We start from the raw sequence: 13619 nt of genomic DNA on the forward strand, positions 1-13619 counted from the left end.
CATCTCCCGGGGAGATTGGAAGCTCGGTAGCTGGCACTTTCTTTCGACGTTCGTGATTGGCGAAGGCCGGCGTGACATCTGATCTCCCCACTTGAGGGGGAGATGGCCGGCAGGCCAGAGGGGGGTGCTGTCCCACCAACGTCTCGGGTAACTATTAGGCGCCCAGCGCATCAAGCCGGGCGCGAAGGGCTGCGACTTCCTGCTCCAGAGCCTCCAATCTCGCTTCCAGGTCGGAAGCAGGCAAGGCCGGCGCGCTCCGCTGCACCGATAACGCCGCGACGTCCACCGGTCCTGCGAGCAGATGCACGTAGCGGTCCTCGCGCTGGCCTGGCCCGCGCGGTATTTCCTGGATCAGCGGCGGTCGGCGGCCGATCAGCATGTCGAGTTCAGCGCGCAGGTCTTCGATCGACGAAAACCGCGCCATGCGCTCAGCTCGCGCCAGCAACTCATGCGCCGTCTGCGGCCCGCGCAGCAAAAGCAGGCCGATCACCGCAGTCTGCGGCCTCGTCAGCGAGAAGCGCTGCGCCATCTGATGCTCATAGCGCTCGACGCGCGAGCCGAACATCTGACGCACCAGCCCCTTCTGCTCGAGCAGCTTCAGCGTCCGATGCACCTCTGTCGGCTCGAGCGCCATCACAGGCTCGCGCGCCGTCTTCTGGTTGGCGGCTGCAAGTGCTGCATTCAGCGTCAGCGGATAGACATCCGGCGTCAGCTCCTTCTTCTCGATCAGGCAGCCGAGCACACGGACTTCGATCGGATTAAGGATTGGAAGCTCTTCGCTCATTGGGTTGAGTATCCTTTCTAGCGCCGGCGAGACAGCGCCCACCTCTCTGTCCTACCGGATATCTCCCCACCCGTGGGGGAGATGTCCGGCAGGACAGAGGGGCGCGCGAAGGATCGCCGCGTTCGAGATTGCCGCGAGCGAACTCGCCTCAACTAAACCCGCCGCTCCACCATCATCTTCTTGATCTCGGCAATCGCCTTGGCCGGGTTGAGCCCCTTCGGGCAGGTCTGGGCGCAGTTCATGATGGTGTGGCAGCGGTAGAGCCGGAACGGGTCTTCGAGATCGTCGAGCCGTTCGCCCGTGGCTTCGTCGCGGCTGTCGATCAGCCAGCGATAGGCCTGCAGCAACGTCGCCGGGCCGAGATAGCGGTCGCCGTTCCACCAATAGCTCGGGCACGAGGTCGAGCAGCAGGCGCACAGGATGCACTCGTAGAGCCCGTCGAGCTTTTCGCGATCCTCATGGCTCTGCAGCCATTCCTTGGCCGGCTCTGGCGACACTGTCTTCAGCCATGGCTGGATCGAGGCGTGCTGGGCGTAGAAATTGGTGAGGTCGGGCACCAGATCCTTGACCACCTGCATATGCGGCAGCGGGTAGACCTTGACGGCGCCGGAAATGTCGTCGCAGCCCTTGGTGCAGGCCAGCGTGTTGGAGCCATCGATGTTCATGGCGCAGGAGCCGCAAATGCCTTCGCGGCATGAGCGGCGCAAGGCAAGCGTCGGATCGATCTTGTTCTTGATCCAGAGCAGCGCGTCGAGCACCATCGGCCCGCAATCGTCCATGTCGACGAAATAGGTGTCGATGCGCGGGTTCTCGTCATCGTCGGGCGACCAGCGGTAGATGCGGTATTCCCGCAGGTTGGTGGCGCCCTCCGGCTTCGGCCAGGTCTTGCCCGGCTGCACCTTGGAGTTCTTGGGAAGCGTGAGTTCGACCATTACCTCAGATCCTTTCGGATGACGGGCTTCGGCACCATGGTCAGTATACCCTGGCCTTCGGCGCGATCTTGGCAAGACTGATGCCGCCGTCCTTTTCCGCCACCAGCGGCTCGGTGTGCACGGGACGATAGCTGAGGCTCACCTGGCCGTCCTCGCTTAGCCGGGCCAGCGTATGCTTGCGCCAGATAATGTCGTCTCGGGCCGAAAAATCTTCGCGCGCATGCGCGCCGCGGCTCTCCTTGCGCGCCTCGGCGCCGTAGACCGTGGTGATGGCGTTGGCCATCAGATTTTCCAGCTCCAGCGTCTCGACCAGGTCGGAATTCCAGATCATCGAGCGGTCGGAGACTTTCAGGTCCTTGAGCTCGGTCCATATCTGCGAAATGCGCTTGCAGCCGTTTTCGAGCGACTCCTGTGTGCGGAACACGGCGGCGTCTTCCTGCATCGCCTTCTGCATTTTCTCACGCAGAACGGCGGTTGGCGTCGAGCCATTGGCGTGGCGCAGCCGGTCGAAGCGGTCCATGATGTTTTCGACCGAGGCTTCGTTGGGCGAAGGGATCGCCGAATTGCGGTCGATGACCTGGCCGGCGCGGATTGCGGCGGCGCGGCCGAACACCACCAGATCGATCAGCGAGTTCGAGCCCAGCCGGTTGGCGCCGTGCACGGAGGCACAGCCGGCCTCGCCGACCGCCATCAGCCCGGGTGACACCCGGTCAGGATTCTCGACAGTCGGGTTCAGCACCTCGCCCCAGTAATTGGTCGGCACGCCGCCCATATTGTAGTGCACCGTCGGCAGCACGGGGATCGGCTCCTTGGTCAGGTCGACGCCGGCGAAAATCCTGGCCGATTCCGAAATGCCCGGCAGCCGCTCATGCAGCACGGCCGGATCGAGATGGTCGAGATGCAGGAAGATATGGTCCTTGTTCTTGCCGACCCCGCGGCCTTCGCGGATCTCCAGCGTCATGCAACGCGAGACGACGTCGCGCGAGGCCAGGTCCTTGGCCGACGGCGCGTAGCGCTCCATGAAGCGCTCGCCCTCGGAATTGACGAGATAGCCGCCCTCGCCGCGCGCGCCTTCGGTGATCAGGCAGCCGGCGCCGTAGATGCCGGTCGGATGAAACTGCACGAACTCCATATCCTGCAACGGGAAGCCGGCCCGTGCCGCCATGCCGCCGCCGTCGCCTGTACAGGTGTGCGCCGACGTCGCCGAGAAATAGGCGCGGCCATATCCGCCGGTCGCCAGCACCACCATCTTGGCGGAGAAGCGATGGATAGTGCCGTCGTCGAGGTTCCAGGCGACGACGCCGGTGCAGGTGCCGTCCGGTTCCATGATCAGGTCGAGCGCAAAATACTCGATGAAGAACTGTGCATTGTTCTTCAGCGACTGGCCGTAGAGCGTGTGCAGGATGGCGTGACCGGTGCGGTCGGCGGCAGCACAGGTGCGCTGCACCGGCGGGCCGTCGCCATAATTCATCATGTGTCCGCCGAACGGCCGCTGGTAGATCTTGCCCTCTTCGGTGCGCGAGAACGGCACGCCGTAATGCTCGAGCTCGTAGACCGCCGCCGGTGCCTCGCGCACCAGATATTCCATGGCGTCGACGTCGCCCAGCCAGTCCGAACCCTTGACGGTGTCGTACATGTGCCACTGCCAGGAGTCCGGACCCATGTTGGACAGCGACGCGGCAATGCCGCCTTGTGCCGCCACCGTGTGCGAGCGGGTCGGGAACACTTTGGTGATGCAGGCCGTGCGCAGGCCCTGCTCGGCCATGCCGAGCGTGGCGCGCAGGCCGGCGCCGCCGGCGCCGACGACCACCACGTCGAACTTGTGGTCGACAAAGGTATAGCCGGTGGCCGATTTCGCGTCCTTGGCCAAATCAGCCTCCGAATGCCAGTTTGAGCAGGGCGAAGATCGAGGCGACGCCGACCGCGATGGTGAAAAACGTGCTGAGTGCGATCAGCGCCAGCTTCATGCCTTCGGCATGCACGTAATCCTCGATAATGACCTGCATGCCGACACGCATATGGGTGAGACCGGAAACGAGCACCAGCGCCAACACCAGCGCCACGAACGGACTGGCGAGCGCCGCCCGCACCTCGGCGAAGCCGGCGCCATTGAGCGCGATCAGGAACCCGACGAAGAACAGTATCAGCGGGATGTTGGCAAAGGCCGTCAGCCGCTGTCGCCAGAAATGCCCGGTGCCTTCGCGGGCCGAGCCCAGACCGCGGACCTTGGCCAGCGGCGTGCGCATATCGTTGTTGTTCGTGCCGCTCATCACAAGGTTCCCCGCGCCATGTAGCCGGCGACCCAGATCAGCAGCGTGAGCAGGATGGAACCGGCGAGGGTCGCCCAGGCGATCTTCGATGCCGTGTGTTTCTCCAGCCCGGCGCCGGTGTCCCAGACGAGGTGGCGCACGCCGCCCAGCATGTGGTGCATCAGCGCCCAGGTGTAGCCGAACAGGATGAGCCGGCCGAGCCAGGTGCCGAAGGCCCAGTTGATCCAATCGAAAGCGCCTTGCGAACTCGCCGCCGCCATCAGCCACGCGGCGACCAGCAGCGTGCCGAAATACAGCGCCCCGCCAGTGATGCGGTGAATGATCGACATCGTCATGGTGATCGGTGGGCGGTAAATCGTCAGGTGCGGCGAGAGCGGCCGTTCACGTCTGGCGGTTCGGGTGGCTGGTGATTTGCTCATGGCTGCCCCAGTTCGATGTCCGGAGCCGCGGTGGAAAGCGGCACTCACCGCCTCGATATATGACTTCAGACAGCCGGTTTCTAATGCTCTTTTTGCACCGCGTCAAAGCCGGAAAATCGTTTTGAAAACGTCATTTAGTCTGACAAAAGGCTGCTGTTTCGCTTCAATCGATTTGGCCGCCGTCGAAAGCCGGCGCACCGTTCGCTGCAGTGCGGCATTTCCTTTGCAATCGACGCCAGGCTATCGTTTGCAGGTCTGTGGTGTCGAGCCCCTCTTCATCACCAGCGCCTCGCGCGCGTCGATCACGATTGCGTCATGCGACGCGGCTTCCTGGTAGCGGCTGGACTGGTTGGCGGGTGATGCGGCAAACTCCTCGGTCGTGCCGTCGGGCCTGACAACACGCAACGCCGTGCCGAGGTTCTGGATGGTGATCATGCCGCCATTGCCGCATCTGTAAGTTGCCGTGCCGACAGCAGACCGCGGCGCGGTAAGATCGGTGACGATCTTGGCTGAAGGTGCGGCAGGTGCTGTCGGAGCCGTTGCGGAAGCCGGGGGCGCCACAGGTGCGGCGGACTGCTGAGCCGGCGCGGGCGCGACAGTGGGTGGTACGGTATTCACCGCCGTCGGCGCGCCGTTCTGCGGCACGCAGGCTGCGGCAGTCAGCAAGGGGATCGACAACAGCGTCACCCGAAACGTCCGGCGTAACGCCATATGCTGTCCTCCTGCGCGGCTAACTAGCCGCGATGTTCCACCAAGATCAAGCTCACCCGACGTCAGCGTAGTTGTGTGCGTCGCGGCCGATGGTGCGGGCAAGCATGGCCGAATGATGACGCCCGGGTTTTCCATCCCGTCGGATATTAACCATGTTTGGCGAGAGATCGCCGCCGGATGCGCCTGCCCTCTTAACAAAGGTTAAGAAAAGGTTAATTTCCGATTCGATCGGGTCCACAGCAGAGAGGACACCATGCTTTCGAATTCAGGAAGAGCGCGCCTTGCGGCGCTTGTGCTGGCGACAGCCAGTCTCGGCTTCGCCGCCCCGGCAATGGCCTGGTCGCGCCATCATGACCGCGTCTATGCCGATTCCCTGGGCAATCTCGTCATCGACAGCGCCGCCGGCTACAAGCGCATCATTGTCGGCCAAGGCAGGCTGGCCAAGAAATTGTCCGACTACACCAGCGCCGGGCAGCCGGAAGCGGAACCGGAAGTCCTTTATGAAGACGAGGCGGATCACATCTCCAGGCGTGGCTGCTACCAGCCGCCGGTGTTCGTGAAGGGCCGCTCCTATATGTACGGCCTCTCCGATGGCGAAATGCCCAACCTCAGCCCTTGCCGCTGATGATCCGGCACGGCCGAGAGGCCGTTTAAGCGAGACGCTAACCGACGCTGCCTGTATCCGGGACGAACACCGTTTCCGCCCGCTCATAGGACAATCGCACACTGTCGCGGCCGTTCTTCTTGGCCTTGTAGAGCGCTTCGTCGGCGCGCCGCATCAGCGGCTCCAGCCCTTCGTCGCCGGTGCGTGCCGCGACGCCGAAGCTCGCGGTCACCCTGGTGCCCGGCGGCAACCCGTCGACACTGCCGGCCGAATAGTGCGTGCGCACGGCTTCGGCAAACAGCCGCGCCGTGGCAAGATCGCTCAGCGACAGAAGCACGGCGAACTCCTCGCCGCCGATGCGGCCGGCAACCGCACGCGTGCCGGCGGCCGCGCGAAGCTTGGCGGCGAAGTCGGCGATCACCTGGTCGCCCGCGGCATGCCCGTATTTGTCGTTGAGCGCCTTGAAGTGATCGAGATCGGCCAGCACCAGCGCGACCGGCACCTTGGTAACAGCGCAATGCTGCAGCACCAGCAAGGCGCGCTCCTCGAAACCCCTGCGGTTGAGCAGGCCAGACAGCGGATCGGTGTGCGTCTCGGTCTTCAGCGCCTTCATCACGTCGAGCGCAGCTGCCGAGAACAGGCAGAGCGCGATCAGCAACGACAGCAGCGCGTGCGTCAAAAGCGCCGTCGTCCAGTAGGACGAGCCATAAAACCCGTCATAGCTGGTGAACGGCCCGTGCGAGATGACGACGAGCAGCGTGCGGCCGATGAAGTTCAGCCCGGACAGCAGCGACAGTACGAACAGGATTTTTTCCGTCGGGCCGTTCTTGCGCACGGCGCGCAGCTCGGCGGCGACCAGCACGCTGAGGCCGCCAAAGCCGAAATTGATCGACAGGATGCGCCAAGTTAAGTCCGGCTGGACGAACAGGAACCAGCAGAATGCGACCATCCCGCCACCCGCCAGAATGCCGATCGCGATATAGGGCACGCGCCTGCCGTAGCGCGAGATGATCGCACCGACGAGGCAGCAGGCGGCGAGCGTGAAGCAGAGGTTGGAGACCAGCTTGGTCAGCACGATGCCGCCGGGCAGCGTGAAATACTGCAGCAGGAAGCCGGGCCCGGACACGCAATAGCTCGTGCCGAGCACAGCCAGATAGGGCCGGTGGCGCTGGTAGAACCACAGCACGAGGAACGCCGCGCCGAGCGCCAGCGCGATCGTCGGATTGAGCAGCGCTATGAACAGGCCGGTGTCCAAAGGACGGTGACTTCCCCGCTTGACGTCAGGGAAGACCTTAGAGCGCAAGCCCCAACAAGCGGTTAAGCCGGGACGAATATGCAAGTCGCCACTCATGAAGCTGCTGCACGGAACCGGGACCTGAGGCAGGCGTTTCGTGACAGCAATCAAGGAGAAGTTATTCATGGCCGACACGATCACGCTGACCGACCACGAAGCAATTCGCTCATGGGCCGCAGGGCGCGCCGGATTTCCGGCGATCGTCGATGTATCGCCCGAAACCGGAACGCAGCCGTTGCTGAGGCTCGTCTTCGGCCAGCACGCCTATCAGGACCAGGATCAACCTGAACGCCCGGTCAACGCAGGCGGCTACGAGCTGGTCGAATGGGACGAGTGGTTCAAGATCTTCGACGAGCGCGAACTGGCGCTGGTGGTCGCGGCCGACGAACCCGGCAGCCGGGAGGAATTTCATGAAATCATCCGGCGTGCCGGCTAGGGCATAATACCCCAAGGGTCTTAGAGCGGTGCGCTTTAAACAAAACCCCGAACGGTTTTGCCGTTCGGGGTAGATCAGGCTTGAACCAGTCTGCGCTATTTCCAGTCGCGGATGTCGACGAAATGGCCGGCGATCGCCGCCGCCGCCGCCATGGCTGGCGACACCAGATGGGTGCGGCCCTTGAAGCCCTGCCGGCCTTCGAAATTGCGGTTCGAGGTCGAGGCGCAGCGCTCATGCGGCTTCAGCCGGTCGTCGTTCATGGCCAGGCACATCGAGCAGCCCGGCTCGCGCCAGTCGAAACCGGCGGCAATGAAGATCTTGTCGAGACCCTCGGCCTCCGCCTGTTCCTTGACCAGACCGGAGCCCGGCACGATCATCGCATCGACATGCGCACTCACCGTCTTGCCTTCGACCACCTTGGCCACCGCACGCAGATCCTCGATGCGGCCATTGGTGCAGGAGCCGATGAAGACGCGGTCGAGCGTGATGTCGGTGATCTTCGTGCCCGGCGTCAGCCCCATATAGTCGAGCGCGCGGATCTTTGACGTCCGCTTGTTCTCGTCCGTGATCTCTTCCGGATTGGGAACGACGCCCTGCACCGAAACGACGTCCTCGGGCGAGGAACCCCAGGAGACGATCGGCGGCAGCTTGGCCGCGTCGAGCACGATCACCTTGTCGAAATGCGCGCCCTCGTCGGACTGCAGCGTCTTCCAGTATTCGAGCGCGGCGTCCCACGACGCGCCCTTCGGCGCGCGCGGCTTGCCCTTGACATAGGCGAAGGTGGTTTCGTCGGCCGCGATCAGGCCGGCGCGCGCGCCGCCCTCGATCGACATGTTGCAGATCGTCATGCGGCCTTCCATCGACAGCGCGCGGATCGCCTCACCGGCATATTCGATGACATAGCCGGTGCCGCCGGCGGTGCCGATCTCGCCGATGATGGCGAGGATAATGTCCTTGGCGGTGACGCCTTCCGGCAACTGGCCATCGACACGCACCAGCATGTTCTTGGCCTTGCGCTGGATCAGCGTCTGCGTCGCCAGCACATGCTCGACCTCTGAGGTGCCGATGCCATGCGCCAGTGCGCCGAAGGCGCCATGCGTCGAGGTGTGGCTGTCGCCGCAGACGATCGTCATGCCAGGCAGCGTGAAGCCCTGCTCCGGCCCGATGATGTGGACGATGCCCTGGCGGATATCGTTCTCGGAATAATATTCGACACCGAAATCCCTAGCGTTCTTGGCCAAGGCCTCAACCTGGATGCGGCTTTCCTCGTTCTTGATGCCGAACTTGCGCTCGGGCGAGGTCGAGACATTGTGATCGACCACGGCCAGCGTCTTTTCCGGATGCCGGACTTTTCTGCCGGTCATGCGCAGACCTTCGAAGGCCTGCGGGCTGGTCACTTCATGGACGAGATGGCGGTCGATGTAGAGCAGACAGGTGCCATCATCCTGGCGATCGACGACATGGTCGTCGAAAATCTTGTCGTAGAGGGTGCGCGGTGCGCTCATGTGCGTAAATCCGTCGATTTGCAAAAAGGGGAAGGGCAGACGCGCCGAAGCCTTCGGCCCGGCGAAAGCGGCTTAGCTAAGTTGGCTGGTGAGCGCGCCGGAAATGCGCGAAGAGAAACGCGACGGCAGGCGTTTTCTGTCCTGCAGCACGAAACCCTTATAGGCCGGATCGCCAAAAAGCTCTTCCATGGCGTGGCTCATACCAATGTTTTGGCTTTTCGGCAATTGCGGCGTGTTTTCGCTTCTCCCCTTGTGAGAGAAGGCGAAGAGGGCGGCGCTCAAAGCACCTCGAACACAAAAGTCTTCACCAGCGCGTCCGGCTCGGCGATCGCATAGCAGCGGAACCATGGGCTTTGCTCGGCCGGCCGCCATTTCCCGGCCCGCTCCAGCCCGTCGAACACGGCCTGGAAGCCGCCGCTGTCAAACACCTGGTCGCGCACGGTGAAGATGGCGTGGCCGCCTTTTCTGGTGATGCGGACAAGCTCGCGCAGGCCGGACGCCGGCGCATGGCTGATGGTGAACACGCCAGTCGAGAAGAAGGCGCGGAAATGCCCGTCTGGCCAGGGCAGCGGCCCGCCGAGCATTGCCTGCTTCAGATCGCCATAGGCATTGCGGCTGCCGGCGATCTTCAGCATGTCGTCGGAGAGGTCGAGCCCGGCAATGTCGTGATAACCCAGCGCCTTCAATGACGGGCCCGACAGGCCGGTGCCGCAGCCGGCGTCGAGCAGCGGTCCATCGCCCACCTGCACATGGCGCGCCACCCAGGCGGTGATCAGGAACGGCAGCAGATAGCCTAGCGAAGCGGTTTCGCTGTCATAGGTCGCGGCCCAGTCCGCATAGGCCTTGGCCAGCCCTTCCGGCGTGTCGGCCGAATAGACGGTGCCCAGCGCCGCATTGGCCTTGTCGATCGTCATCGCCTGCATCCTCCGGAATCCTGTCCTCCGCGATCGTAGCCGTGCCCGCGTCGGACTTCTATTCCTGCTGCGCCCGCCGCAGTCGTTGCTCCAGCCCCCGCAGTGCCAGCGACAGGCTGACAGTGAGGATGAGATAGATATAGGCGACGATCGAATAGGTCTCGAAGAAGCGGAACGAGCCGGCGGCGTAGATCTTGCCCATCTGCGTGATGTCGGCGACGCCGAGCACCGAGACCAGCGAGGAATCCTTGACCATGGCAACGAAGTCATTGCCGAGCGGCGGCAGGATGGTGCGGATCGCCTGTGGGAACACGATCAGCCGGAAGCGCTGCGTGCGCGTCAGCCCGAGCGCCTTGGCAGCCTCGATCTGGCCTTTCTCGACTGACTGGATGCCGGCGCGGAAGACCTCGGAGATGAAGGCGGAATAACCGATGGTCAGCGCCATGATCGCACGCCACAACAGCGACACGTCGCGCACCAAAAGCTCGCCGAGATAGCCGGCGTTTTGCAGCGGCGCGGTCAGCGCATTCCACGCAGCCACGAAGGCCGGCGCGCCGGCGAAGGCGATCCAGAACAACAGCACCAGGATCGGCACGCCGCGGATGATCTCGACATAGAAACGAGCGATCTGCTTGAGCCAACGCGACCCCGACAACCCCATCAGCGCAATGCCGAGCCCGACGGCGGAAGCCAGCGCGAAGGCGACCACGGTGACAAGAATGGTGATGCCGATGCCTTTGGCGACGGTGGCAAAAACCTGGGCGTAGAGATCGCTGGCGGCAATGGAGAGCGCAGCGACGACGGCGAGCGCGATCGCGGCGGCAAGCCACCAGGGGAAATCGGATTTTGGGGTTGAGGCGTGGGGCGTGGCCATCAGGGCGCTTCACCCTCCCCCTTGTGGGGAGGGTCGGCGAACAAGCTTTGCATCGCAAAGCTGGTGAGCCGGGGTGGGGGTGGTGACAAAGCGCCGGCGCTGGCACCCCCACCCCGCTCCGCTTCGCGGATCGACCCTCCCCACAAGGGGGAGGGTAAGGAGTCGGACATCACCGCCCCATCTTGTAGTCGAGAAACCACTTCTTGTTGAGCGCCTCGATCGTGCCGTCGGCCTTCAGCGCCGCGATCGCCGCGTTGACCGGCTTCACCAGGTCCGAGCCCTTCGGGAAGATGAAGCCAAAATCCTCGGTGCCGAGCGGGCCGCCGATCAGCTTGAGCTTGCCGCCGGAGGCATCGACATAGCCTTTGCCGGCGGTGCCGTCGGTCAGGACGACATCGACGTCGCCGGATTTCAGTGCCTGCACCGAAGCGCCGAAGGTCTCGAACTGCTTGATGCGCGGGTTCTGCTCATTGCCGTCGAGCACGCTGTAGACGGCGGTGTAGAACGGCGTCGTTCCGGCCTGCGCGCCGATCAACCCGTCCTTGAAGGCGGCGAAGGTCTTGGCGTCGGTGAAGCGGCTTTCATCGGCGCGCACCAGCATGAACTGCTCCGAACGCATATAGGGGTCGGAGAAATCGACCTTCTCCTTTCGGTCGTCCTTGATGGTGATGCCGGTCATGCCAATGTTGTACTGGTTGTCGGAAACCGCCTGGATCATCGCGTCCCAGGAGGTGTTCTGGTACTCCACCTTGAAGTTCAGCCGCTTGGCGATTTCGTCCATCGCGTCATACTCCCAGCCGATCTGCTTGCCGGTCTTGGCGTCGATGAACTGCAACGGCGGATAGGCGTTTTCCGTCACCACCACGACCTTCTTGCCGCCGAGATCGGGCAGCGCATCGGCCGCCCATGCAGCGACGGGCGCGAGGAAACAGGCCGCGAGGGCGGCCAGCAGCAGCTTCGATTTGGTCATGACACGCTCCAGGATGAGAAGCCCGCTTGCAGCCGGGCTCGCATGAAAATCCAGGCGCGACTTTAGCCGTCCGCAGACGGCTTGCAAGCCGGTCCGGTGCTCAGCGTCCGGTGAAAGCGGATTCCAATGCCTTCAACCAACGCGGTTTTAGAACGCCCCGTGGTCGGAATTTATTCCGTGATTGCGCCGCCGGCAAACCAGGCCCCTCCTGGACACGGGAACCCGTCAGATGACGGATCAGGATGGTGACGTAGCCTCACGCAGCTTGGCGACAAATCCGGTCAAGGTCCGGTGCAGCGACTTCAGCTCCTCGACTTCCAGCGGCATGGCGCAGGCAAGGCCTGCGGATACGTCCTTGATGCGGGCGCGCAGCGCCTGGCCCTTGGCAGTCGGTTCGACCAGCACGCGGCGCTCGTCGGCCGGATCGCGACGGCGGGTGACGAGACCAGCCGCTTCCATCCGCTTGAGCAGAGGCGTCAATGTCGCCGAATCCAGCCCCAGCGCCTCGCCGAGTTCGCCGACCGTGCTCGGCGCATGCTGCCACAGCGCCAGCATCGCCAAATATTGCGGATAGGTCAGGCCGAGCGGGTCAAGCAGCGGCCGATAGAGCTTGGTCATCAGCCCGCTCGCCGAATAGAGCGCGAAGCAGAGCTGCTGGTCGAGGCGCGGAACGGCGATCCTCCCGGCGGTGTCCGCCGGGACTTCGCTGGCCCTGGTTTCGGTCTTCGTCGTCATGCTGCCTTTGCCGGAAGCGCCACGGTCGAAAGCGCCACCTCGATATTGCCTTTGATCGCATTGGAATAGGGGCAAATCTGATGCGCTGCCGATACAAGCGCTTCCGCCGCCGCCTGATCAAGGCCTTTGGTCTCCGCGGCCAGTGCGACACCAAGTTTGAAGCCTTCACCATTGGGAAGCAGGCTGACGGTGGCGCTCACCGCCGCATCGTCCAGCGGCAGCTTCTGCTTGCGCGCGACGAAGCGGATGGCGCTTTCGAAGCAGGCGGCATAGCCGACCGCGAACAGCTGCTCGGGATTGGTGGCGCCACCCTGTCCGCCGAGCTCCTTCGGCAAAGCGAGGTCGACCTTCAGCAGGCCGTCGCTGGTCTCGCCGTGGCCGGCGCGGCCGCCGGTGACGCGAGCCTGTGTGGTGTAGAGTGCCATGTCAGTTCTCCATTTGCTTTGTATCCGATCATTTAGTGTACAAGATAATTCGAGTCAACAGCCGTGGCGCAACTCTCGGCCGGCAATCGTTCACAGTCTGGTGAAACGAAAAAAGGCGGCCGAAGCCGCCTTTTCAAAATCCTTGGTCGAGATCTTATTCGGCCGGGGTCGCTTCCGCGGCCTTTGCAGCCTCGTCGGCGGCCTTGGCGGCTTCGTCGGCGGCCTTCTTCTCGGCGGCTTCCTGCGCGGCCTTCTCGGCTGCCAGCGCCTGCACGGCGGCGATCTTCTCGGCCTCGATGCGGGCCTTCTCAGCGTTCAGCGCGTCGCGCTCCTCATCGTTCAGCTTGCGGGCGCGCACGCCGGTGTTTTCCGAAATACGGGCCGACTTGCCGCGACGGTCGCGCAAATAATAGAGCTTGGCGCGGCGCACCTTGCCGCGGCGCACGATCTCGACGCCTTCGACCATCGGCGAGTAGACCGGGAAAACGCGCTCGACGCCTTCGCCGTAGGAGATCTTGCGGACGGTGAAATTTTCCTGGAAGCCGGCGCCGGCGCGGGCGATGACGACGCCCTCATAGGCCTGGACGCGGGTGCGGGTGCCTTCGGTCACGCGGACCTGCACGCGCACGGTGTCGCCGGGCTGAAACTCGGGAAGCTTGCGCTTGGCTTCGATCTTGGCGGCCTGTTCGGCCTCGAGCTGACGGATGATATCCATCTCAATAGTCCACTTCTTGTTCTTCCGACAG

General features: G+C 63.7%; 17 protein-coding genes. 2 read left to right on the forward strand and 15 right to left on the reverse strand.

The genetic code is table 11. The annotated features are described in order from the left end of the window. Positions 1–154 precede the first annotated feature (154 nt). The 6 genes from AC3EMP_RS02995 to AC3EMP_RS03020 all read right to left on the reverse strand — a co-directional run bounded on the left by AC3EMP_RS02995 (position 155) and on the right by AC3EMP_RS03020 (position 5116). The gene (locus AC3EMP_RS02995) at positions 155–784 is read right to left on the reverse strand and encodes a YceH family protein (protein WP_023683887.1); all 630 of its coding nucleotides are present in this window, start codon (positions 782–784) and stop codon (positions 155–157) included. 152 nt (positions 785–936) lie between these two features. Then, on the reverse strand, positions 937–1716 hold the full coding sequence (locus AC3EMP_RS03000) for a succinate dehydrogenase iron-sulfur subunit (protein ID WP_023670510.1): 780 nt from the start codon (positions 1714–1716) through the stop codon (positions 937–939). A gap of 40 nt (positions 1717–1756) precedes the next feature. Beyond that, complete coding sequence (gene sdhA, locus AC3EMP_RS03005) at positions 1757–3586, reverse strand: succinate dehydrogenase flavoprotein subunit (RefSeq protein WP_023687711.1); 1830 nt, start codon at positions 3584–3586, stop codon at positions 1757–1759. A 1-nt stretch (position 3587) separates the two neighbouring features. Next, positions 3588–3986 (reverse strand): succinate dehydrogenase, hydrophobic membrane anchor protein, encoded by a 399-nt coding sequence (gene sdhD, locus AC3EMP_RS03010; protein ID WP_023710213.1) that lies wholly within the window; start codon positions 3984–3986, stop codon positions 3588–3590. Continuing rightward, positions 3986–4405: a succinate dehydrogenase, cytochrome b556 subunit gene (gene sdhC / locus AC3EMP_RS03015; protein ID WP_023683884.1), complete on the reverse strand. Its 420-nt coding sequence runs from the start codon at positions 4403–4405 to the stop codon at positions 3986–3988. The genes sdhD and sdhC overlap by 1 nt, the downstream gene beginning before the upstream one ends. A gap of 240 nt (positions 4406–4645) precedes the next feature. After that, on the reverse strand, positions 4646–5116 hold the full coding sequence (locus AC3EMP_RS03020) for a hypothetical protein (protein WP_023687710.1): 471 nt from the start codon (positions 5114–5116) through the stop codon (positions 4646–4648). A gap of 253 nt (positions 5117–5369) precedes the next feature. Between AC3EMP_RS03020 and AC3EMP_RS03025 the strand changes: the two genes are divergently transcribed. Then, complete coding sequence (locus AC3EMP_RS03025) at positions 5370–5741, forward strand: hypothetical protein (RefSeq protein ID WP_023687709.1); 372 nt, start codon at positions 5370–5372, stop codon at positions 5739–5741. Between the two features lie 37 nt (positions 5742–5778). Here the strand turns inward: AC3EMP_RS03025 and AC3EMP_RS03030 are convergent, their stop codons facing one another. After that, positions 5779–6975: a GGDEF domain-containing protein gene (locus AC3EMP_RS03030; RefSeq protein ID WP_352666543.1), complete on the reverse strand. Its 1197-nt coding sequence runs from the start codon at positions 6973–6975 to the stop codon at positions 5779–5781. Positions 6976–7138: 163 nt separating this feature from the next. Here AC3EMP_RS03030 and AC3EMP_RS03035 point away from each other — a divergent pair, with 163 nt between their 5' ends. Next, complete coding sequence (locus tag AC3EMP_RS03035; RefSeq protein WP_023670517.1) at positions 7139–7450, forward strand: hypothetical protein; 312 nt, start codon at positions 7139–7141, stop codon at positions 7448–7450. 95 nt (positions 7451–7545) lie between these two features. Here the strand turns inward: AC3EMP_RS03035 and leuC are convergent, their stop codons facing one another. The 8 genes from leuC to rplS all read right to left on the reverse strand — a co-directional run bounded on the left by leuC (position 7546) and on the right by rplS (position 13588). Then, the gene (leuC, locus tag AC3EMP_RS03040; protein ID WP_023670518.1) at positions 7546–8955 is read right to left on the reverse strand and encodes a 3-isopropylmalate dehydratase large subunit; all 1410 of its coding nucleotides are present in this window, start codon (positions 8953–8955) and stop codon (positions 7546–7548) included. A gap of 72 nt (positions 8956–9027) precedes the next feature. After that, entirely contained in the window at positions 9028–9237 is a 210-nt protein-coding gene (locus tag AC3EMP_RS03045; protein WP_197031338.1) for a hypothetical protein, read from the reverse strand. Continuing rightward, a complete protein-coding gene (locus AC3EMP_RS03050) occupies positions 9234–9869 on the reverse strand; it encodes a class I SAM-dependent DNA methyltransferase (protein ID WP_352666545.1) in 636 nt (211 codons plus the stop codon). The genes AC3EMP_RS03045 and AC3EMP_RS03050 overlap by 4 nt, the downstream gene beginning before the upstream one ends. A 58-nt stretch (positions 9870–9927) precedes the next feature. Beyond that, positions 9928–10743, reverse strand: coding sequence for an amino acid ABC transporter permease (locus AC3EMP_RS03055; RefSeq protein WP_023710216.1), 816 nt, complete (start codon positions 10741–10743; stop codon positions 9928–9930). A 169-nt stretch (positions 10744–10912) separates the two neighbouring features. Next, complete coding sequence (locus AC3EMP_RS03060) at positions 10913–11713, reverse strand: transporter substrate-binding domain-containing protein (RefSeq protein ID WP_352713038.1); 801 nt, start codon at positions 11711–11713, stop codon at positions 10913–10915. Positions 11714–11950: 237 nt separating this feature from the next. Beyond that, positions 11951–12448, reverse strand: coding sequence for a MarR family winged helix-turn-helix transcriptional regulator (locus tag AC3EMP_RS03065; RefSeq protein ID WP_023683877.1), 498 nt, complete (start codon positions 12446–12448; stop codon positions 11951–11953). Next, the gene (locus tag AC3EMP_RS03070) at positions 12445–12873 is read right to left on the reverse strand and encodes an organic hydroperoxide resistance protein (RefSeq protein WP_023694503.1); all 429 of its coding nucleotides are present in this window, start codon (positions 12871–12873) and stop codon (positions 12445–12447) included. Before AC3EMP_RS03070 ends, AC3EMP_RS03065 begins: the two co-directional genes overlap by 4 nt. A gap of 154 nt (positions 12874–13027) precedes the next feature. Further along, a complete protein-coding gene (rplS, locus tag AC3EMP_RS03075) occupies positions 13028–13588 on the reverse strand; it encodes a 50S ribosomal protein L19 (RefSeq protein WP_023670525.1) in 561 nt (186 codons plus the stop codon). Positions 13589–13619 lie beyond the last annotated feature (31 nt).

This window comes from Mesorhizobium sp. P160219 (genome assembly GCF_057786095.1).

Bases quoted from the DNA above. Each gene is read 5' to 3' on its own strand.
- AC3EMP_RS02995 (WP_023683887.1), bottom strand. From the start codon at position 784: ATGAGCGAAGAGCTTCCAATCCTTAATCCGATCGAAGTCCGTGTGCTC.
- AC3EMP_RS03000 (WP_023670510.1), bottom strand. From the start codon at position 1,716: ATGGTCGAACTCACGCTTCCCAAGAACTCCAAGGTGCAGCCGGGCAAG.
- sdhD (WP_023710213.1), bottom strand. From the start codon at position 3,986: ATGAGCGGCACGAACAACAACGATATGCGCACGCCGCTGGCCAAGGTC.
- sdhC (WP_023683884.1), bottom strand. From the start codon at position 4,405: ATGAGCAAATCACCAGCCACCCGAACCGCCAGACGTGAACGGCCGCTC.
- AC3EMP_RS03020 (WP_023687710.1), bottom strand. From the start codon at position 5,116: ATGGCGTTACGCCGGACGTTTCGGGTGACGCTGTTGTCGATCCCCTTG.
- AC3EMP_RS03025 (WP_023687709.1), top strand. From the start codon at position 5,370: ATGCTTTCGAATTCAGGAAGAGCGCGCCTTGCGGCGCTTGTGCTGGCG.
- AC3EMP_RS03035 (WP_023670517.1), top strand. From the start codon at position 7,139: ATGGCCGACACGATCACGCTGACCGACCACGAAGCAATTCGCTCATGG.
- leuC (WP_023670518.1), bottom strand. From the start codon at position 8,955: ATGAGCGCACCGCGCACCCTCTACGACAAGATTTTCGACGACCATGTC.
- AC3EMP_RS03050 (WP_352666545.1), bottom strand. From the start codon at position 9,869: ATGACGATCGACAAGGCCAATGCGGCGCTGGGCACCGTCTATTCGGCC.
- AC3EMP_RS03055 (WP_023710216.1), bottom strand. From the start codon at position 10,743: ATGGCCACGCCCCACGCCTCAACCCCAAAATCCGATTTCCCCTGGTGG.
- AC3EMP_RS03060 (WP_352713038.1), bottom strand. From the start codon at position 11,713: ATGACCAAATCGAAGCTGCTGCTGGCCGCCCTCGCGGCCTGTTTCCTC.
- AC3EMP_RS03065 (WP_023683877.1), bottom strand. From the start codon at position 12,448: ATGACGACGAAGACCGAAACCAGGGCCAGCGAAGTCCCGGCGGACACC.
- AC3EMP_RS03070 (WP_023694503.1), bottom strand. From the start codon at position 12,873: ATGGCACTCTACACCACACAGGCTCGCGTCACCGGCGGCCGCGCCGGC.
- rplS (WP_023670525.1), bottom strand. From the start codon at position 13,588: ATGGATATCATCCGTCAGCTCGAGGCCGAACAGGCCGCCAAGATCGAA.